Annotated in this window: 20 protein-coding genes; 12 read left to right on the forward strand and 8 right to left on the reverse strand. The window is 71.4% G+C overall.

Annotated features, from left to right (window positions below):
- The first annotated feature begins 4 nt into the window (after positions 1-4).
- The 3 genes from ACIPK4_RS12730 to ACIPK4_RS12740 all read left to right on the forward strand — a co-directional run bounded on the left by ACIPK4_RS12730 (position 5) and on the right by ACIPK4_RS12740 (position 1,152).
- Entirely contained in the window at positions 5-124 is a 120-nt protein-coding gene (locus ACIPK4_RS12730) for an SGM_5486 family transporter-associated protein (protein ID WP_376202100.1), read from the forward strand.
- Between the two features lie 166 nt (positions 125-290).
- Positions 291-506: a hypothetical protein gene (locus ACIPK4_RS12735; protein ID WP_402311731.1), complete on the forward strand. Its 216-nt coding sequence runs from the start codon at positions 291-293 to the stop codon at positions 504-506.
- Positions 507-630: 124 nt separating this feature from the next.
- Positions 631-1,152 (forward strand): SixA phosphatase family protein, encoded by a 522-nt coding sequence (locus ACIPK4_RS12740; RefSeq protein WP_402311733.1) that lies wholly within the window; start codon positions 631-633, stop codon positions 1,150-1,152.
- An 81-nt stretch (positions 1,153-1,233) separates the two neighbouring features.
- Here ACIPK4_RS12740 and serB read toward each other — a convergent pair whose 3' ends face one another.
- Together serB and ACIPK4_RS12750 are read right to left on the reverse strand one after the other, a co-directional pair.
- Entirely contained in the window at positions 1,234-2,433 is a 1,200-nt protein-coding gene (gene serB / locus ACIPK4_RS12745; protein WP_054221798.1) for a phosphoserine phosphatase SerB, read from the reverse strand.
- A gap of 221 nt (positions 2,434-2,654) precedes the next feature.
- Positions 2,655-4,223 carry a streptophobe family protein gene (locus tag ACIPK4_RS12750; RefSeq protein WP_402311736.1) on the reverse strand — a complete coding sequence of 523 codons (1,569 nt, stop codon included), beginning with the start codon at positions 4,221-4,223 and terminating at the stop codon, positions 2,655-2,657.
- A 324-nt stretch (positions 4,224-4,547) separates the two neighbouring features.
- Here ACIPK4_RS12750 and ACIPK4_RS12755 point away from each other — a divergent pair, with 324 nt between their 5' ends.
- On the forward strand, positions 4,548-7,076 hold the full coding sequence (locus ACIPK4_RS12755; protein WP_402311739.1) for an FHA domain-containing protein: 2,529 nt from the start codon (positions 4,548-4,550) through the stop codon (positions 7,074-7,076).
- Between the two features lie 132 nt (positions 7,077-7,208).
- On the opposite strand, the gene ACIPK4_RS12760 is transcribed toward ACIPK4_RS12755, so the two are convergent.
- The gene (locus ACIPK4_RS12760) at positions 7,209-7,886 is read right to left on the reverse strand and encodes a transglycosylase SLT domain-containing protein (RefSeq protein ID WP_402311741.1); all 678 of its coding nucleotides are present in this window, start codon (positions 7,884-7,886) and stop codon (positions 7,209-7,211) included.
- Positions 7,887-8,395: 509 nt separating this feature from the next.
- Here ACIPK4_RS12760 and ACIPK4_RS12765 point away from each other — a divergent pair.
- The 3 genes from ACIPK4_RS12765 to ACIPK4_RS12775 all read left to right on the forward strand — a co-directional run bounded on the left by ACIPK4_RS12765 (position 8,396) and on the right by ACIPK4_RS12775 (position 10,572).
- The gene (locus ACIPK4_RS12765) at positions 8,396-9,541 is read left to right on the forward strand and encodes a GAF domain-containing sensor histidine kinase (protein WP_402311743.1); all 1,146 of its coding nucleotides are present in this window, start codon (positions 8,396-8,398) and stop codon (positions 9,539-9,541) included.
- Positions 9,534-10,175, forward strand: a complete 642-nt coding sequence (locus tag ACIPK4_RS12770) for a response regulator transcription factor (protein WP_054222278.1) — start codon at positions 9,534-9,536, stop codon at positions 10,173-10,175. The genes ACIPK4_RS12765 and ACIPK4_RS12770 overlap by 8 nt, the downstream gene beginning before the upstream one ends.
- Positions 10,176-10,326: 151 nt before the next feature.
- Complete coding sequence (locus ACIPK4_RS12775) at positions 10,327-10,572, forward strand: chaplin family protein (RefSeq protein ID WP_402311746.1); 246 nt, start codon at positions 10,327-10,329, stop codon at positions 10,570-10,572.
- A gap of 90 nt (positions 10,573-10,662) precedes the next feature.
- On the opposite strand, the gene ACIPK4_RS12780 is transcribed toward ACIPK4_RS12775, so the two are convergent.
- Positions 10,663-11,475: a hypothetical protein gene (locus tag ACIPK4_RS12780; RefSeq protein ID WP_402311748.1), complete on the reverse strand. Its 813-nt coding sequence runs from the start codon at positions 11,473-11,475 to the stop codon at positions 10,663-10,665.
- Positions 11,476-11,620: 145 nt separating this feature from the next.
- On the opposite strand from ACIPK4_RS12780, the gene ACIPK4_RS12785 reads away from it, so the two are divergent.
- From ACIPK4_RS12785 to ACIPK4_RS12800, 4 genes are all read left to right on the forward strand, one after another.
- The gene (locus tag ACIPK4_RS12785; protein ID WP_054222280.1) at positions 11,621-12,421 is read left to right on the forward strand and encodes an ABC transporter ATP-binding protein; all 801 of its coding nucleotides are present in this window, start codon (positions 11,621-11,623) and stop codon (positions 12,419-12,421) included.
- 89 nt (positions 12,422-12,510) lie between these two features.
- The gene (locus ACIPK4_RS12790) at positions 12,511-12,939 is read left to right on the forward strand and encodes an NfeD family protein (RefSeq protein ID WP_402311750.1); all 429 of its coding nucleotides are present in this window, start codon (positions 12,511-12,513) and stop codon (positions 12,937-12,939) included.
- A gap of 101 nt (positions 12,940-13,040) precedes the next feature.
- Complete coding sequence (locus ACIPK4_RS12795) at positions 13,041-14,033, forward strand: SPFH domain-containing protein (RefSeq protein ID WP_054222282.1); 993 nt, start codon at positions 13,041-13,043, stop codon at positions 14,031-14,033.
- A 124-nt stretch (positions 14,034-14,157) separates the two neighbouring features.
- Positions 14,158-14,928, forward strand: coding sequence for a sulfite exporter TauE/SafE family protein (locus ACIPK4_RS12800; protein WP_054222288.1), 771 nt, complete (start codon positions 14,158-14,160; stop codon positions 14,926-14,928).
- Between the two features lie 48 nt (positions 14,929-14,976).
- Here the strand turns inward: ACIPK4_RS12800 and ACIPK4_RS12805 are convergent, their stop codons facing one another.
- From ACIPK4_RS12805 to ACIPK4_RS12815, 3 genes are all read right to left on the reverse strand, one after another.
- Entirely contained in the window at positions 14,977-15,483 is a 507-nt protein-coding gene (locus tag ACIPK4_RS12805; RefSeq protein ID WP_402311752.1) for an HNH endonuclease, read from the reverse strand.
- Between the two features lie 149 nt (positions 15,484-15,632).
- Entirely contained in the window at positions 15,633-16,166 is a 534-nt protein-coding gene (locus tag ACIPK4_RS12810; protein ID WP_054222284.1) for a YbhB/YbcL family Raf kinase inhibitor-like protein, read from the reverse strand.
- Positions 16,167-16,216: 50 nt separating this feature from the next.
- Entirely contained in the window at positions 16,217-16,999 is a 783-nt protein-coding gene (locus ACIPK4_RS12815; protein WP_054222285.1) for a sporulation protein, read from the reverse strand.
- Positions 17,000-17,110: 111 nt separating this feature from the next.
- Here ACIPK4_RS12815 and ACIPK4_RS12820 point away from each other — a divergent pair, with 111 nt between their 5' ends.
- Positions 17,111-17,752: a DNA-3-methyladenine glycosylase gene (locus tag ACIPK4_RS12820; RefSeq protein WP_402311755.1), complete on the forward strand. Its 642-nt coding sequence runs from the start codon at positions 17,111-17,113 to the stop codon at positions 17,750-17,752.
- Between the two features lie 170 nt (positions 17,753-17,922).
- On the opposite strand, the gene ACIPK4_RS12825 is transcribed toward ACIPK4_RS12820, so the two are convergent.
- A partial coding sequence (locus ACIPK4_RS12825; RefSeq protein ID WP_402311757.1) for a hypothetical protein occupies positions 17,923-18,117 on the reverse strand: 195 nt, incomplete at its 5' end.

Genomic DNA, 18,117 nt, shown 5'->3' on the forward strand with positions numbered 1-18,117 from the left:
CGGCATGTCGCCCGTACTCGAACCCAACCCGCAGAACAGTCACAAGAAGCTCGGCATGGTGCTGGGCGCGATGCTCGTCGTGACCGTGATCATCTCCGTCATCGCGTCCGTCGTCAGCCCTTAGGGGCCGGTGGGGACGACCCCCGGGGCAGGGTGGGGACAACCCCCCAACCCCTAGGGGGTCAGGTTCAGGGTCGACTGGGGTGTGCCCCGGATGGGAACCGCGGCTTCGGATCCATAGATTCGAAGAGAGCGAGCCAGTCCCACCCCGCGCACCCACGGAGGCGGCCATGTCGGCCCCCATGACGTCCCGGAACATCCCCGGCCCCCGCCCGCGAGTCCGCGGCGCGAGCACCCGGCTGCACTGGTGGGCGCCGGCCCTTCCCGCGCTCGCGTTCGGCCTCCTGCTGATGCTCCTCGCCGGCTCCGGCCAGGCCCACGCCGCCACCGGAGAGGCCTCCGCGATCCTCCAGGTCACCGAACGGATCCTGCGCGTCGTCGGCTGACGGGGCACCCCGCCCGGACCGCCGGGCGCACGGGCGCGACGCGTGCCGGCAGCCGCCCCGCACGCGCCGCCGGGCGCTCCAACACCCTGCGCTCCGTGGCTCGATCCGTGCGAAGCTGGGAGCCATGAGCGCCGACACACCCCGCAGGATCGTCCTCCTCCGGCACGCCAAGGCCGACTGGCCCGATGTGGCCGACCACGAACGCCCGCTGGCGGAACGCGGCCGCAAGGACGCACCGGCCGTCGGACTGAAGCTGGCCGAGACCGGCATCACCTTCGACCTGGCCCTCTGCTCCACCGCGGCCCGCACCCGCGAGACCTGGAAGCTCGCCGTCCAGGAGATGCCGCACCGGCCGAAGACCCACTACGAGGAGCGGTTGTACGACGCCTCGCTCGGCGAGCTCATCGCCCTGCTGAACGAGACCTCGGACGACGTCCGCGATCTCCTCGTCATCGGCCACAACCCCGGCATGCACGCACTCGCCGACGCCCTCTCCGGGCGCGCGGAGGGCGACACCGCGACGAGGATGACCCGTACCGGGTTCCCGACCGCGGCCTTCGCCGTCGTCTCCTTCACCGGCTCCTGGAAGTCCGTGGAGCACGGAGTGGGCACGCTGCTGGACTACTGGACGCCCAAGGACCACTGAGTACGCGTACGAGGACGGGCCCCGGCGGATCGATCGCGCCGGGGCCCGTCCTCGTGGCGGGCAGAGGGGCGGACGGGCGGCTCAGGTCAGGCCCGCGGCCTCGACCTCTTCCCGGGTGACCCCCAGCAGGTACAGCACCGCGTCCAGGAACGGCACGTTCACCGCCGTGTGCGCGGCCTCGCGGACCACCGGCTTGGCGTTGAAGGCGACGCCCAGCCCGGCAGCGTTCAGCATGTCCAGGTCGTTGGCGCCGTCGCCGATGGCCACCGTCTGGGCCAGCGGAACGCCGGCCTCGGACGCGAAACGCCGCAGCAGCCGTGCCTTGCCCGCCCGGTCCACGATCTCGCCGGTGACCCGGCCGGTCAGCTTCCCGTCGACGATCTCCAGGGTGTTGGCCGAGGCGAAGTCGAGCCCCAGCCGCTCCTGGAGGTCGTCCGTCACCTGCGTGAACCCACCGGAGACCACGCCGACCTGGTAGCCGAGCTGCTTGAGGGTGCGGATCAGGGTCCGGGCGCCCGGCGTGAGCCGCACCTCGGAGCGGACCTTGTCCACGACGGAGGCGTCCAGCCCGGCCAGCAGCTTCACCCGGGCGTGCAGCGACTGCTCGAAGTCCAGCTCGCCGCGCATGGCGCGCTCGGTCACCTCGGCGACCTCGGCCTCGCAGCCGGCGTGCGCCGCGAACAGCTCGATGACCTCGTCCTGGATCAGCGTCGAGTCCACGTCCATGACGACCAGGCGCTGGGCCCGACGGTGCAGACCGGCCGAGACCACGGCCACGTCGACGCCGATGTGCGAGGCGGCGGTGGCCAGGGCGGTGCGCAGCGGCTCGGTCTCGCAGCCGGAGACGGCGAACTCGACTGCCGTGACGGGGTACTTGGCGAGCCGGAAGATGCGGTCGATGTTGCCGCCGGTCGCGGTGATGCGGGCGGCGATGGCGGCCGTGGACTCGGCGGTGAGCGGGTGCCCGAGCACGGTGACGTGGGAACGGCCGCTGCCGCGCGGCCGGTTGTCGCCGGTGCCGGAGAGGATCTCGGCCTGCATCTTGAGCGACTCGGCCCAGCTGTGGACGGTGGCCCGCAGCTCGCCCTCGGCGCCGCCGGCGGGCTGGGTGACGAGGGCGCACAGGACGATGCGGCCACGGGTGACGACCTGCTCGATGTCGACGACGTCGACGGAGTAGGCGGCGAGGGTGTCGAACAGCCCGGCGGTGATCCCGGGACGGTCCTTGCCGAAGATCTTGACGAGGAGGGTGGGGACGTCGGAGGTCTGCGAAGCGCTCATGGTGCCCTCACCGTATCTTCCCGCCCTCCGTGCTTGGACCCCCGTCCCACCTGCCGGAACCATTTTGCGGCGCAGGGCCCTCCGCCGCCGCCCGGGGCGGGCGCCCGGGGGACGGCGGGGGAGTGGCGAGGGGATGAACGGGAGCGGAAGGGCAGGTGCCAGTGGCTTCGGGGCGGCCCCGCGGACGGCCGTGTTCGATATGCCCCGCCCGGTCCGGCAGCTCAGTCCGGGGGCCTCGGGGGCCTCGGCGGTGGCGGCGCGGGAGGTGGTGGGGGCGGCGTGAACGGCGGCCGGTGGGGCGGGGCCGGGCGCCGGCGGGGTGCACGGGGCAGCCAGGTGATCGTGACGTCCCAGGACCCGTCCGGCCCGGGGTCCGGTTCCGGCTCCGGGTCCCGCCCGTGGGCCGGGCGGGCGTACGGGTCCGGCCGCCCCGGCGGCGGCCGGTACGGGGCCGTCGGCGCATCGGGACCCCCGCCAGCGGCTCCCCACGGCCGGGCCGCTCCCGCGGCTCCGCCCCACGCACCCGCCGACGCCGACGCCCGCGGACGGCGCCGCCCGGCCAGCAGGGCCCCCGCACCGCCCGCCACCGCACCCCAGGCCGCCCCGAGCAGCAGCGCCAACAGCGTGTCGCCCCACAGCCGCACCCCGGCGTCCACCGCGTCGACCCCGAGCACCGACGGCCAGACTCCGCCGGCTCCGCCGGCGGGACCCCCGACCGACACGCCCGTCAGCCGCACCAGCACCGCCAGTGCCACCGCCGTCGACGCCGACAGCCGCACCGCGCACTCCGCGATCCCGCGCCCGGGAGTCCGTACGGCGGCCAGCACACCGGCGCAGAGCAGCAGCAGCCCCGCCCCGGCGACCAGCAGCCAGAGGCGGCCGTCGTACTCCGCGAGCCGGGACACCGTCACCGGCTCCGGCGCGGGCACCCCGAGCAGATCGTCCAGCGGATCCGGCAGCAGGCGCCCCAGAATGCCCGTGACCCGGCCGTCGAACGGAACGAACAGCCCCAGCAGCACCCCCGTCCACGCCCCGTTCGGCGCCCCCAGCAGGGCCGCGCCCAGGACCCGCCCCGGATGCCCGTCACCCGCGGCGGCCCACACCGCGGCCCCCAGCCCGGCCACCACCGCCACCAGCAGCGCCGTCACCAGCGCCGACACGGCGGGCCGCAGCCGGGCGAACGCCGCCGGCCCGCGTCGCGAAGCGAGCAGCGCCACCGCCAGTACGGCCGACACCCACACCGCCGCGCCCAGCAGCGTCGGCCCGGAATCCACCGAGAACCCCACCGTGACCTGGATGTCGATCAGGTCGCCGACGCGGTCCGGCAGCGCTGCGCCGATGTCACCGATCCCGGGGACCACCAGCTCCGGCGGTGTCCTCGGCAGCCGCGGCCCGTCCAGGGCGACCACGTCGTGCCCGGCCCGGGCCAGACCGCCCGCCGCGGCGACGAACAGCGCCGTCACCGCCACCGTCCGCACGGCGAGTTCCCCCGGCGGCGCCCCGGTCCGCAGCGAGCGCAGGAAGACCCGCGCCAGGACCAGCGCCCCGGCCAGCCCCACCCCGAGCGGCATGACGTCCAGGGAGGTCTGCACTCCCGGCCCGGTGATGCCGGGGACCGGGACGTCGCCCGACGGGGTCACCGTGCCGCCGGCCGCCAGGACCACCACGGCGGCCGTCATCGCCCCGAGGGACCCCCGGGCGTCGGCGCCGAGCAGGTGGAGCCCCAGGGCGGCGACGCCGGCCATGGTGACGAAGGCCCAGCCGGTGGCGGCGAGGGCCGGCAAGAGCACGTCCCCCCAGCGAATACGGCGCATGCGTGCCCCCGATACGTGCAGAACGACCTGCCGTGCGTGCGGTGTGCGTGCGGTGTGCGCGTGCGGTGTGCGCGAGCCGGGCGGGACGGGGCCCGGCCGGGGCGAGAAGTCCCGTATCTCACTCTCCGGGTGACTTTCACCCCCGTCAACGGGCAGACGTAGACGCCCCCGGGAAGGCCCCGATTCCACATGTGGCCGCAGGCCTGAAATAGTTCCCCCGGATGTTCGCCATCCCTAGACTCCCTGACGTCGGACTCCCTGGCGTCAGGGGGATTCTCGGGGGACTTAAGTGGGGCTGGAGTGCCGGAACTCGTACTGGAATTGAACGGAAGGACCTGGACGCTCGATCCGTCCAGGTCGTACTCGCTGGGGCGCGACCCCCAGGGAGACGTGGTGATCGATGACGCCCGGGTGTCGTGGCGGCATGCCACCATCGCCTGGAACGGCCGGGGTTGGGGCATCGAGGACCACGGCAGCACCAACGGCACCTACGTGCACGGCGCGCGGGTCCAGCAGACGGAGCTCGTACCGGGCACCCCGGTACACCTGGGCAACGCCACCGACGGCCCGCGGCTGAATCTGAGCGCCGCCGCCGTACCGCAGCAGGCCGTACCGCAGCAGGCGGCCCCGGCCTACCAGGCCCAGGCGCCCGCCTACCAGGCTCCGGCCCAGCAGGCGGCCCCGGCCTACCAGGCGCCCGCACAGGCCCAGCAGCCGCAGCAGCAGGCCTGGCAGCAGCAGGCGCAGCAGCCCGCCGCCCACCAGCAGCCGCAGCAGCCGCACTTGCCGCAGCAGCAGGGCGCGGGTCCCGCCTACGGCGGTGACCGCAGCCCGACGACGTTCCACCAGATCGCCGTCGGCCGCGTGATGCGGATCGGCCGTGCGCTGGAGAACGAGCTCGTCGTCTCGGACCTCCAGGTCTCGCGCCACCACGCGGAGTTCCGCTCCGCGGGCGGCCGCTTCGAGATCCACGACCTCGGCAGCCACAACGGCACCTACGTCAACGGCCAGCCGCTGGCCAAGTCCGGCACCGCGCTGCTCGGCCCGAACGACATCGTCGGCGTCGGCCACTCGACGTTCCGGATCGTCGGTGACCGGCTCGAGGAGTTCGTCGACACCGGTGACGTCTCCTTCTCGGCCCGCCACCTCACGGTGACGGTCGACGGCGGCAAGCAGATCCTCAAGGACGTCACCTTCGGCGTCCCGGAGAAGTCGCTCATCGGCGTCATCGGCCCCTCCGGCTCCGGGAAGTCGACGCTGCTCAAGGCGCTGACCGGCTACCGGCCCGCCAACCAGGGCGACGTCCTCTACGACAACCGCAACCTGTACAAGCAGTTCGCGGAGCTCCGCCAGCGCATCGGCCTGGTCCCGCAGGACGACATCCTGCACAAGGAGCTGAAGGTCAGCACGGCGCTCAAGTACGCGGCCAAGCTCCGCTTCCCCGGCGACACCGCCGAGGCCGAGCGCGCCGCCCGCATCGACGAGGTCCTGCGCGAGCTCAAGCTCGACATCCACAAGGACAAGAAGATCACCGCGCTCTCGGGTGGTCAGCGCAAGCGCGTGTCCGTGGCCCTGGAGCTCCTCACCAAGCCTTCGCTGATCTTCCTGGACGAGCCGACCTCCGGCCTCGACCCGGGCATGGACCGCGACGTCATGCAGCTGCTGCGCGGCCTCGCCGACGACGGCCGCACCGTCCTGGTCGTCACCCACTCCGTCGCCGAGCTGTCCCTGTGCGACAAGCTGCTGGTCATGGCCCCGGGCGGTTCGGTCGCGTACTTCGGCCCGCCGGACGAGGCGCTGAACTTCTTCGGCTACACCACGTGGGCGGACGTCTTCTCGGCCTTCGAGAACTACCGCGACTACGACTGGGCCGGCCGCTGGAAGGGCTCGCAGCACTACCAGCTGTACGCCGCCGACCTCGACGCGGTCGCCCCCCAGCAGGTCGCCATGCCGCCGATGCAGCAGATGATGCCGCCGAAGGCGCAGGGCTGGGGCGACCAGCTGTGGACCCTGGTCCGCCGCTACGTCTCGGTGATCGCGTCCGACAAGGGCTTCATGGCCCTCATGCTGATCCTGCCCGCGGTCCTGGGCGTGGTCTCGACGGTCATCCCCGCGACCTTCGGCCTCGCGCCGCCGACCCCGCCGTCGCGGTTCAACGGCGACGCCGGCACGATCATGCTGATCCTCTGCGTCGGCATGTGCTTCTCGGGCGCCGCGAACTCGGTCCGTGAGCTGATCAAGGAACGCGTCATCTACGAGCGCGAGCGCGCCACCGGCCTGTCGCGGTCGGCGTACCTCATGTCGAAGGTGATCGTCCTCGGCTTCATCACGGCCATCCAGGGCGCGGTCATCTGCGCCATCGGCTTCACCCCGCGCGACCTGCCCACCGAGGGCCTGCTCATGCCGCCGGCCGTCGAGCTCTGCCTGTCGGTCACCGCGCTCGGCTTCACCTCGATGATGTTCGGCCTCGTGATCTCCTCGCTGGTGAAGACCGCCGAGAAGACCATGCCGCTGCTGGTCATGTTCGCGATCGTCCAGGTCGTGTTCACCGGCATCCTCTTCCAGGTGTACGACTCCCCGGGCCTGGAGCAGTTCGCCTGGCTGATGCCCTCCCGCTGGGCCGTCGCCGCCGCCGGCACCACGCTGAACCTCGGCAAGCTCATGCCGCCGTGGGACCAGCAGAACCCGACCAACACCGACCCGCTCTGGGAGCACTCGGTCGCCCAGTGGGGCGTGAACATCACGATCCTGCTGCTCCTCGGCGTCGCCTGCGGCTTCGCCGTGCAGAAGCTGCTGCGCCGCCACGAGCCGGAGGTCATGCGCAACTAGCAACTAGCCGGACTCGCTCCGGCCGGTCGGACCCGCTCCGGCGAACAACCCCGCACCAACGCCTCAGGGCGGCACCCGGACACCGGGTGCCGCCCTGAGGCGCATGGGGGTTGCTCCGCCCGCCAGCGGCCCTCAGTAGGCGCTGTTGACGTTGTCGATCGAGCCGTAACGGTGGGCGGCGTAGTTCGCCGAGGCCACGATGTTGGCGACCGGGTGGTACTGGTCCAGCGGGGTGCCGGGCACGTGGTACGCGAGGAAGGTCGGCTTGATGATCTGGAGCAGACCCTTCGAGGGCACACCGTTCTGGGCGTTGATGTCCCAGTTGTTGATCGCCCGCGGGTTGCCGCTCGACTCGCGCATGATGTTCTTGTACAGGCCGTTGTAGGTGCCCGGAATCTTGTGCGCCTTCATGATCGCCAGCGACTCCTTGATCCAGCCGTCAAGGTTGTTCGCGTAGACCGGCTGGCGGACCGCGGAACGGCTGGCGGCAGCCTTCGCCTCGCGGTCCTTCTTCGCCTTCGCCTCGGCCTTGGCCTTCGCCTCGGCGTCGGCCTTCGCCTTCGCGGCCGCGGCGGCCTTGGCCTTCACCGCGGCCTCCAGCTTCGCGGCGTCCGTGGCCAGCTTGGTCTGGGTGCTGAGGTGCTGCACGGTCTTGGCCTGGACACTCTCGACGGCCTGGGTCCACGCCACGGGGGCGGCGGTCACGGTCGTCTCGGCGTCGGCGGTGCCGGCGGGGACGACGGTGGCGGCCAGGGCGGCGGCGCCGATGGTGGCGAGCGCGGCGAAGGACATCTTGTGCGCCTTCGTCATGCGACGACTGTGGCCGGGGGTGCTGGTCTTGGACATGCGTAGCAACCTCTTCGAATAGCGGGAGCCGCAGGAAAGCGCCGCTGGGATCCGGGATCCGCGGCGCTGTGCGACGGGAGCAATTCTTAGCGGGGGCAAAATCGCCTGGCAAAGGTGTGACGTACGATGCCGCTTAGTGGATCAGGGGCGGCCGTTGAGCCCGGAATTCCGGGCCCGGTGCTAGGCGCAACAGTGCTGACAACGTCTTTACGTGGCCACTAGGCTCCTTCGTAAGTGACCTGGGTCCTATGCGCGGGCTCACATCGGCTCTGTAACGGTCTCACCATGCGTTGCTGTAGCAATGCAATGAGTAGCGAAATTCTCCGACCTGAGGACCAGAAACCCCCGGCCGCCCTCATCCCCAGGGCGCAGACGGCCCCCCGGGCCCCCTCCCTGCGGACGAGGACTTCCGGCCCCCCGCCCTGGGGCCGCAGCCCGATCCCGCAGGTCAGAGCCGCGAGTACGGTGACCTCATGACAGCCAGCCCCGGGTTCGGCGGCCCCCGCAGCGGCCTCGCCGCCGTCAGTACCGCCCTGCTCGCCATGAGCCGCCGACTGGAGGTCCGCGACGTGCTGCGCACGATCGTCGTCTCCGCCCGCGAGCTGCTCGACGCCGAGTACGCGGCCCTGGGCGTCCCCGACGACCACGGCGGGTTCGCCCAGTTCGTCGTGGACGGCATCAGCGAGGAACAGTGGCGCCGGATCGGCCCGCTGCCCCGCCAGCACGGCATCCTCGCCGCGATGCTCCACCAGGAGGGCCCCGAGCGGCTGGCCGACGTGCGAAAGGACCCGCGCTTCGAGGGCTGGCCCCCGGCCCACCCCGAGATGTCCGACTTCCTCGGGCAGCCCGTCCGCGACGGCGAGGAGACCCTCGCCGCCCTCTTCCTCGCGAACAAACGCAGCCCGGGCGGGTTCACCGAGGAGGACGAGGAGCTCCTCGCACTCCTCGCCCAGCACGCGGCGATCGCGCTCACCAACGCCCGGCTCTACGAGCGCAGCCGCGAGCTCACCATCGCCGAGGAGCGTTCCCGCCTCGCCCACGAGCTGCACGACGCCGTCGCCCAGAAGCTCTTCTCGCTCCGGCTGACCGCCCAGGCCGCCGCGGCCCTCGTCGACCGCGACCCGGCCCGGGCCAAGGGCGAACTCCACCAGGTCGCCGCCCTCGCCGCGGAGGCCGCCGACGAGCTGCGGGCCGCCGTGACCGAGCTGCGCCCGGCCGGCCTCGACGAGGACGGCCTGGTCGCGACCCTCCGCGACCAGGTCCGCGTGCTCGACCGCGCCCACACCGCGCACGTCACCTTCACCTGTGACGGTGTACGGGCCCTCCCAGCGACCCAGGAGGAGGCGCTGCTCCGGGTCGCCCAGGAGGCCCTCCACAACGCCCTGCGGCACTCGGGCGGCGACCGCGTCGAGGTCACCCTCGCCCGCCGGGCCGCGGGAGCCGTGCTGACCGTCACCGACGACGGAAGGGGCTTCTCCCCCTCCTCCATCCGCGCGGCCGGGCGTCACCTCGGCCTCGTCTCCATGGGGGACCGGGCGAGCGGCGTCGGCGGCCGCCTCACCGTGCACTCGGAGCCCGGAACGGGCACCACGATCGAGATGGAGGTCCCCGGTGGCTGACACACCCATCCGCGTGCTCCTCGTGGACGACCACCAGGTCGTCCGCCGAGGCCTGCGCACCTTCCTGGAGGTCCAGGACGACATCGAGGTGGTCGGGGAGGCCGCCGACGGTGAGGAGGGCGTGGCCCGGGCCGAGGAGCTGCGGCCCGACGTGATCCTCATGGACATCAAGATGCCGGGAACCGACGGCATCGAGGCCCTGCGCAGGCTGCGTGCGCTGGCGCACCCGGCGCGGGTGCTGGTCGTCACCAGCTTCACCGAGCAGCGCACGGTGGTGCCGGCCCTGCGCGGCGGCGCCGCGGGATACGTCTACAAGGACATCGACCCCGAGGCCCTGGCCGGAGCCATCCGCTCCGTCCACGCCGGGCACGTGCTGCTCCAGCCGGAGGTGGCGCAGGCCCTGCTCTCCGAGGACGGCCAGCCCTCGTCGAGCCGGGGCGGCTCGCTGACCGAGCGGGAGCAGGAGGTCCTGTCGCTCATCGCGGACGGCCGCTCCAACCGGGAAATCGCCCGCGCGCTCGTGCTGTCGGAGAAGACGGTCAAGACGCACGTCTCGAACATCCTGATGAAGCTGGACCTCGCGGACCGCACCCAGGCGGCGTTGTGGGCGGTCAGGCACGGGATCACGGACTGAACCCGGGCGGGACAGCACCGTCCGGCTCCATCCCGAATTTCATACGGTCGGGTGTATGTCGCCCACATGGCGCATCCGGTTCGTCGGATGACCGTTCTTCATGACGTGCCGCGGCGGCTGGCCGCGGCAGACGTACTGGAGGACGAAGAACGTGAAGAACATCAAGAAGGCCACTGCCGTCACCATGATCGCGGGCGGTCTCCTTGCCGCGGGCGCCGGCATCTCCTCGGCGCACGGCGGTGCGTCCGCCGAGGGCCAGGCCGCGGGCTCGCCGGGCGTCGCCTCCGGGAACCAGGTCCAGGTCCCCGTCGACGTCCCGGTGAACGTGGTCGGCAACACCGTCACGGTGATCGGCCTGCTGAACGGCGTCTGGGGCAACACGGGCGTCAACGCCTGACCCCACCCCCACGGCCCCGGCCCCGCTTCCCCCCACTCTCCCCGGGAAGCGGGGCCGCGCCACACCCTGGCCGGTCCTACGGAACGGCCCTCAGCCCCGCTCGCGTTCCTCGACGGCCGCGTTGTACGCCGCCACCAGCGCCCGGCGCGCCACCCGCTCCACCGGCCGCAGCGCCTCCGTCCGCGCTGCCATCTCCGAGGCGGCCACCGCACCGCCCGGCCCGTGCTCGTACGCCAGCGACACCAGCAGGTCCACCCGCTGCGCCAGCGCCAGCACCCGCACCGCCCGCGGCGGATACCCCGGCGCCAGCACCTCCCGCCCGGCCTCCGCCCGTGCCCGGTACGCCGACAGCGCGGCCTCCGCCACCGGCCCGGAGCCCGCCACGTCCAGCCGCGTCAGGACCACCGTCGCCTCGCGCAGCGCCTCCGCCAGCTCCCGCTCCGCCTCACCGAGCGACGGCACGTCCGCCGGCGGGGCCTCCCGTACCGGCAGGCAGTGCCACGTCACCGAGACGTGCAGGTCCCCGCGGCCCGGCCCGGCCTCGGCCACCTCCGGCACCAGGCCCACCGCCGCGCCCACCGCGACCACCGCCTCCCCGGCATCCAGAGCCCGCGCATTGAACTCCGCGGGCCCGCTCAGCCCCAGCGGGTGTCCCGGCGCCGGCAGCGCCACCCGCAGCCCGGTCACCCCCAGCGCCCGGAGCCGCCCGAGCGCCAGCGTCAGGCCCACCGGACCCGATTCGCCCGGCAGCCCTCCCCCTCGCTTCGCTGGGGGGACCCCCACCACCCGGTGCACGGCGTCCTCGCCCACGATCGACGACACGGCCTCGTCGGGCGAGACCAGTCCGGCCAGCAGCGCGTTCCCCCAGGCGGCCAACCGCCCTGAACGTGGTTCGAAAAGCATCCCCCCACTTTACGGATCGACCCGGATCGGGCCCCGCGGCCAACCTGGCGCCCGGACCCCTCGCCGAGTGGCGTAGGTTTTCCCCTGGGGCTGCGCCTACCGGTGCACAGACGAAACCGAGACTGCAAGGGGAGACAACACGCTCATGAGCGATGTTCTGGAGCTGGTGGACGTATCCGTGGTCCGCGAGGGCCGGGCTCTGGTGGACCAGGTCTCCTGGTCGGTGAAGGAGGGGGAGCGCTGGGTGATCCTCGGCCCCAACGGCGCCGGCAAGACCACGCTGCTGAACCTCGCCTCCAGCTACCTCTTCCCCACCAAGGGCGCCGCCACCATCCTCGGCAGCACCCTCGGCAAGCCCGGCAGCGACGTCTTCGAGCTGCGCCCGCGCATCGGCGTCGCCGGCATCGCGCTCGCCGACAAGCTCCCCAAGCGCCAGACCGTCCTGCAGACCGTCCTCACCGCCGCCTACGGCATGACGGCGACCTGGCAGGAGGAGTACGAGGAGATCGACGAGCAGCGCGCCCGCGCCTTCCTCGACCGCCTCGGCATGACCGAGTACCTCGACCGGAAGTTCGGCACCCTCTCCGAGGGCGAGCGCAAGCGCACCCTGATCGCCCGCGCCCTGATGACCGACCCCGAGCTCCTCCTCCTCGACGAGCCCGCCGCCGGCCTCGACCTCGGCGGCCGCGAGGACCTCGTACGCCGCCTCGGCCGCCTCGCCCGCGACCCGCTCGCGCCGTCCATGGTGATGGTCACGCACCACGTCGAGGAGATCGCCCCCGGCTTCACCCACGTCCTGATGATCCGCCAGGGCAAGGTCGTCACCGCGGGCCCGATCGACCTCGAACTCACCTCCCGCAACCTGTCGCTCTGCTTCGGCCTCCCCCTCGTCGTCGAGCGCAACGACAGCGACCGCTGGACCGCCCAGGGCCTCCCGCTCCGCTAGGCAACCTCCCGCGAACCGGCACCCGTACGCCCCGTACGGGGACCGTCGCACCCTGTCCCGACCGCACCCGCCCGACCTACCATGACCATGTGAACATCGACGCGTGGCTGTGGTGGCTCATCGGCGCGGTCGGACTGGGCATCCCGCTCGTCCTGACGGCGATGCCCGAGTTCGGCATGTTCGCCGTCGGCGCGCTCGCCGCCGCCGTCACGGCGGCGTTCGGCGGCGGACCGGTCGCCCAGGTCCTGGTCTTCGTGACCGTGTCCGTGGCGCTCGTGGCCGTCGTCCGGCCGATCGCCAACCGCCACCGCGAGCAGCGTCCCCAACACCGCAGCGGGATCGACGCGTTGAAGGGCAGAAGCGCGCTCGTCCTCGAACGCGTCGACGGCAGGGGAGGCCGTATCAAACTCGCGGGCGAGATCTGGTCCGCCCGCACCCTCGACGCGGACAGCAGCTTCGAACCGGGCCAGCAGGTCGACGTCGTGGAGATCGACGGAGCCACCGCCGTCGTGATGTGATCCCGCGAGCTTGAGCCAAGGAGCCGACCCGCGGCCCCGGGGTCTGCGAGACTCCGATCAACGGGGCAGCACGGACAGCCGGAAAGGGCACGGGGAACCGCATGTCATCGATCATCATCGTCCTGATCATCCTGGTGGTCCTGGTCTTCATCGCCCTGGTCAAGACGATCCAGGTGATCCCCCAGGCCAGCGCCGCCATCGTCGAACGCTTCGGCCGCTACACGCGCACCCTCAACGCGGGCCTCAACATCGTCGTGCCGTTCATCGACTCGATCCGCAACCGCATCGACCTGCGCGAGCAGGTCGTGCCGTTCCCGCCGCAGCCGGTCATCACCCAGGACAACCTGGTCGTCAACATCGACACCGTCATCTACTACCAGGTGACCGACGCCCGCGCCGCGACGTACGAGGTCGCCAGCTACATCCAGGCCATCGAGCAGCTCACCGTCACCACCCTGCGCAACATCATCGGCGGCATGGACCTCGAACGGACCCTGACCTCCCGCGAGGAGATCAACGCCGCCCTGCGCGGAGTCCTCGACGAGGCCACCGGGAAGTGGGGCATCCGCGTCAACCGCGTCGAGCTCAAGGCGATCGAGCCGCCGACCTCCATCCAGGACTCGATGGAGAAGCAGATGCGCGCCGACCGCGACAAGCGCGCCGCGATCCTCCAGGCCGAGGGCGTCCGGCAGTCCGAGATCCTGCGCGCCGAAGGTGAGAAGCAGTCCTCCATCCTGCGCGCCGAGGGTGAGGCCAAGGCCGCCGCACTGAAGGCCGAGGGCGAGGCCCAGGCCATCCGCACGGTCTTCGAGTCCATCCACGCCGGAGACGCCGACCAGAAGCTCCTCGCCTACCAGTACCTCCAGATGCTCCCGAAGATCGCCGAGGGCGACGCCAACAAGCTCTGGATCGTGCCCAGCGAGATCGGAGACGCCCTCAAGGGCCTCTCGGGAGCCATGGGCAACTTCGGCCCCATGGGCGGCGGTACGGGCTTCAACCCGCAGAACACCGGCAAGGCCGCGGGAGCCGACGGCAACGGCGGGGGCAAGGCGGCGAACGGCACGGACCGGCGCGAACAGCCCCCGATCGACTAGCACCCGCCGACCCGGACCGGCATCCCCTGTTGCATGATCAGTGAGGCCCCTCGACCTTCATGGCGGGGAGGCGACTCACTCTGCAAAGGGGATGGCCCAGTCCATGTCCACGTCTCTGTTCTCGATGTCCCTGTGGGAATCACTCGCGGTCTTCGCGGCCGGCATCGGCGCCGGCACCATCAACACCATCGTCGGATCCGGCACGCTCATCACCTTCCCGGTGCTGCTCGCCACCGGACTCCCGCCGGTCACCGCCAACGTGTCCAACACCCTCGGCCTGGTGCCCGGCTCCATCAGCGGGGCCATCGGCTACCGCAAGGAGCTGCGGGGCCAGCGCGGCCGCATCCTCCGGCTCGGCGCCGTCTCCCTCGTCGGGGGATTCGCCGGCGCCGTCCTGCTGCTCACCCTGCCGTCGGACTCCTTCGACACGATCGTGCCCGTCCTCATCGGACTCGCCCTCGTGCTCGTCATCCTCCAGCCCCGGCTCGCCGCGGCCCTGCGCACACGCCAGGAAGCCGCCGGAGGAGACGGTGCACACCCCGACGGCGGCCCCGCCCTGCTGACGGGGATGCTGCTCTCCAGCGCCTACGGGGGCTACTTCGGCGCCGCCCAGGGCGTGCTCTACCTCGGCCTGATGGGCCTGCTGCTCCACGAGGACATGCAACGCATCAACGCCGTCAAGAACGTCATCGCCGCCCTCGTGAACGGCATCGCGGCCGTCGTCTTCCTCTTCGTCGCCGAGTTCGACTGGACGGCCGTGCTCCTGATCGCCGTCGGCTCCACCCTGGGCGGCCAGATCGGCGCCAAGGTCGGCCGACGCCTCTCACCGACCGTGCTCCGCGCGGTGATCGTGGCCGTCGGCGTCATCGCCATCGTCCAGCTCGTGCTCCGCTGAGCGACGTACCCGAAATACGCCACCCAGCGGACCAGCGGTCATACAGCCTTACGAAGCGGAGCGCTCCAGCCACTCCGGGAGCGCATCACCGGCCGCCACCCCCAGGGCCAGCAGCATCGCATCCGCCGGAGACGGCACGAACGGCTTCCGGAGGAGCGGCATCCCCGCCTCCTCCGGAGTCCGCGCCGCCTTGCGGTGGTTGTCCTCGGCACAGGAGGCCACCGTGTTCAACCACGTGTCCCCACCGCCCTGCGCCCGGGGAAGGACGTGGTCCACGGTCGTCGCGCGCTTCCCGCAGTACGCGCAACGGTGTTGGTCCCGGACCAACACCCCCCTCCGTGACCAGGGAGCATGTCTTCGGAACGGCACCCGTACGTACCTGCACAGCCTGATCACCCGGGGCATCGGAAGGTCCATGCTGGCACCGCGCACACGCAGCTCGGGATGAGACTGTTCGACGACGGCCTTGTCCTGGAGCACCAGGACCACAGCCCGGTTCAACGTCACCGTCGACAGCGGCTCGAAGCTCGCATTCAGCACCAGCGTGTCCCGCATCTCGCCCACCTCCCGTGTGCAGGCCCGCGACCACCCTGGCGGCAGGGCCCGCAACCACTCTGGCCGCGCGCGCCACGCGGGACAACGCAATAAAAATGCCCGGTCCTGGTCGTCTTTAGACCAGGACCGGGCAAACGCGCGGCGAACGATCAGCTCGCGGGGGCCTCGTACTCACCGATCAGCTGCGCCCGTCCCAACGTGTGGAAGCGCAGGTTGAATCCGACGACCGCCGGCGAGACGTCCGCACCGGGGCCCAGCTTCTCCTGGTCCACCGCGTACACGGTGAACACGTACCGGTGCCGCTCCCCGGCCGGCGGAGCGGCCCCGCCGAAGTCCTGCGTGCCGTAGTCGTTGCGAACGTGCACGGCCCCGGCGGGCAGGCCCTCGAACTTCCCGCTGCCCGCCCCGGCCGGCAGCTCGGTGACCGAGGCCGGCAGATCGAAGAGCACCCAGTGCCAGAACCCGCTGCCCGTCGGGGCGTCCGGGTCGAAGCACGTCACGGCGAAGCTCTTCGTCCCTTCCGGGAACCCCTCCCACCGCAGGTGCGGCGAGACGTTCCCGCCCCGCAGGACCTGGGCGTCGCCCAGCTCCCCACCGGGTTCGAGATCGGCACTCTCCACGGAGAACGCGTGCACCCGGGGGTGGAAGTCGTGCGGAAGGGGCGCCCTGTTCTGCTCGGCCACTGCTGAACCTCCTGATCGCGAACCGGTACCGGCCGGTACCGGGCCCGAGCCTAGAACCAGTTGCGCTGCGAACCCACGGACGCGATCCACTGGTTGAGGTACGCCGCCCAGTCGGTCCCCTGGTACGACTGCAGCCCCACCTGGAAGCAGCGGTACGTGTCGCTGCCCTCGGTGAACAGCCCCGACTTCTTGTCCATCTCCAGGACGACGTCCATCTCACGGCCGTCCGAGATGAAGGTCAGCTCCACCTGGTTCAGCCCGCGGTACTGCGACGGCGGCAGGAACTCGATCTCCTGGTAGAACGGCAGCGTCTGGCGCGTGCCGCGGATGTGCCCGCGCTCCATGTCCGCGCTGCGGAAGCTGAAGCCGAGCTGACGGAACGCGTCCAGGATCGCCTGCTGCGCCGGCACCGGGTGCACGTTGATCGGGTCGAGGTCGCCGGCGTCCACCGCACGCGCGATCTCCAGCTCCGTGCTGACCCCGATGTTCATCCCGTGCAGGTGCTGACCCCCGAAGTGGGTGATCGGCGTCTCCCACGGGATCTCCAGCCCGAAGGGCACCACGTGCAGGGCACCCGGCTGCACCTGGAAGGCACCGCCGAGGCGCTGCTTCGTGAAGACGACGTCCTGCTTGTACTCCTGGTCGCCGCCCTCCACCTCGACCCGCGCCTGCAGGCCGACGGACAGGCCCTCGATCTGCTGCTCCACGGAACCGCCCTGGATGCGGACCTCGCCCTGGACGATCCCGCCCGGCACGACGTTCGGCTCGGTGATGATCGTGTCCACCGAAGCACCGCCGGCACCCAGCGCCGCGAACAGCTTCTTGAACCCCATGCTCTGACTCCCCTTGAAGGCTCGTGCGACTACCGCTTACGAGTACACCCTGACAAACGCGGAACCTTAGGCCCCGGTTGCACACGTGCGCGTTCGACTACGCTCGACCGGATGACCGCGCGCCCCGACCGTACGCCCCTGACCCGGTCCTTCTTCGACCGGCCGGTCCTCACCGTGGCCCCGGACCTCCTCGGCCGCACCCTCGTCCGCCGTACACCGGAGGGCCCGCTGGAACTCCGCATCACCGAGGTGGAGGCGTACGAGGGGGAGGCCGACCCCGGCTCCCACGCCTACCGCGGACGCACCGCACGCAACGCATCGATGTTCGGTCCGCCCGGACATGCGTACGTCTACTTCATCTATGGCATGTGGTTCAGCCTCAACCTGGTGTGCGGGCCGCCGGGCCACGCGAGCGGGGTCCTGCTGCGCGCGGGTGAAATCACCGTGGGCGCCGAGCTGGCCCGCAAACGTCGACTTTCAGCCAGAAGTGACCGAGAACTGGCCAGAGGGCCGGCCCGCCTGGCCACTGCCCTGGCGATCGACCGTTCCCTGGACGGCACCGACCTCTGCGCCGGCCCCGATTCCCCGCTGGAGCTCCTGACCGGCACCGCCACGTCGTCCGACCTGGTGAGCAACGGTCCCCGCACGGGAGTGGGCGGCGCCGGAGCCGGCCATCCCTACCGCTACTGGATCACCCACGACCCGACGGTCAGCCCGTACCGCGCCCACGCGCCACGCCGCCGCTCAACTTGACTCGCCCTTGGCGGACGCCTAACGTAGTCCGAGCCGCTTGAACGGGGCACTGCCATCAGCAGACCCCGGAGCGGCCAACCCACTACCAACGACGCACCCCTGGCGGGGTCGATTTCGGCGCGCCCGAATTCGAATCCAGTGGCTCGATTATGAGCCGCAAGGGATAAGCGCTAAAGTGGTGGAACGCCGAAAGGCAAAGGCCCCCAACGGCCACCGAATTCAAATCCAAGTCGGAAACGACAGCGGAAATGATCTGGTAGAGTTGGAAACGAAGAACGAAAGCCCGGAGGAAAGCCCGCGAGGGTGAGTACAAAGGAAGCGTCCGTTCCTTGAGAACTCAACAGCGTGCCAAAAATCAACGCCAG

Source organism: Streptomyces sp. NPDC086989, assembly GCF_044745505.1.
In the GTDB taxonomy this organism is placed as follows: Bacteria; Actinomycetota; Actinomycetes; order Streptomycetales; family Streptomycetaceae; genus Streptomyces.

What these genes read in the sequence shown, in the direction of transcription:
- ACIPK4_RS12730 (WP_376202100.1), top strand. Translation starts at nt 5, where the DNA reads ATGTCGCCCGTACTCGAACCCAACCCGCAGAACAGTCACAAGAAGCTC.
- ACIPK4_RS12735 (WP_402311731.1), top strand. Translation starts at nt 291, where the DNA reads ATGTCGGCCCCCATGACGTCCCGGAACATCCCCGGCCCCCGCCCGCGA.
- ACIPK4_RS12740 (WP_402311733.1), top strand. Translation starts at nt 631, where the DNA reads ATGAGCGCCGACACACCCCGCAGGATCGTCCTCCTCCGGCACGCCAAG.
- serB (WP_054221798.1), bottom strand. Translation starts at nt 2,433, where the DNA reads ATGAGCGCTTCGCAGACCTCCGACGTCCCCACCCTCCTCGTCAAGATC.
- ACIPK4_RS12760 (WP_402311741.1), bottom strand. Translation starts at nt 7,886, where the DNA reads ATGACGAAGGCGCACAAGATGTCCTTCGCCGCGCTCGCCACCATCGGC.
- ACIPK4_RS12765 (WP_402311743.1), top strand. Translation starts at nt 8,396, where the DNA reads ATGACAGCCAGCCCCGGGTTCGGCGGCCCCCGCAGCGGCCTCGCCGCC.
- ACIPK4_RS12780 (WP_402311748.1), bottom strand. Translation starts at nt 11,475, where the DNA reads ATGCTTTTCGAACCACGTTCAGGGCGGTTGGCCGCCTGGGGGAACGCG.
- ACIPK4_RS12785 (WP_054222280.1), top strand. Translation starts at nt 11,621, where the DNA reads ATGAGCGATGTTCTGGAGCTGGTGGACGTATCCGTGGTCCGCGAGGGC.
- ACIPK4_RS12795 (WP_054222282.1), top strand. Translation starts at nt 13,041, where the DNA reads ATGTCATCGATCATCATCGTCCTGATCATCCTGGTGGTCCTGGTCTTC.
- ACIPK4_RS12800 (WP_054222288.1), top strand. Translation starts at nt 14,158, where the DNA reads ATGTCCCTGTGGGAATCACTCGCGGTCTTCGCGGCCGGCATCGGCGCC.
- ACIPK4_RS12805 (WP_402311752.1), bottom strand. Translation starts at nt 15,483, where the DNA reads ATGCGGGACACGCTGGTGCTGAATGCGAGCTTCGAGCCGCTGTCGACG.
- ACIPK4_RS12815 (WP_054222285.1), bottom strand. Translation starts at nt 16,999, where the DNA reads ATGGGGTTCAAGAAGCTGTTCGCGGCGCTGGGTGCCGGCGGTGCTTCG.
- ACIPK4_RS12820 (WP_402311755.1), top strand. Translation starts at nt 17,111, where the DNA reads ATGACCGCGCGCCCCGACCGTACGCCCCTGACCCGGTCCTTCTTCGAC.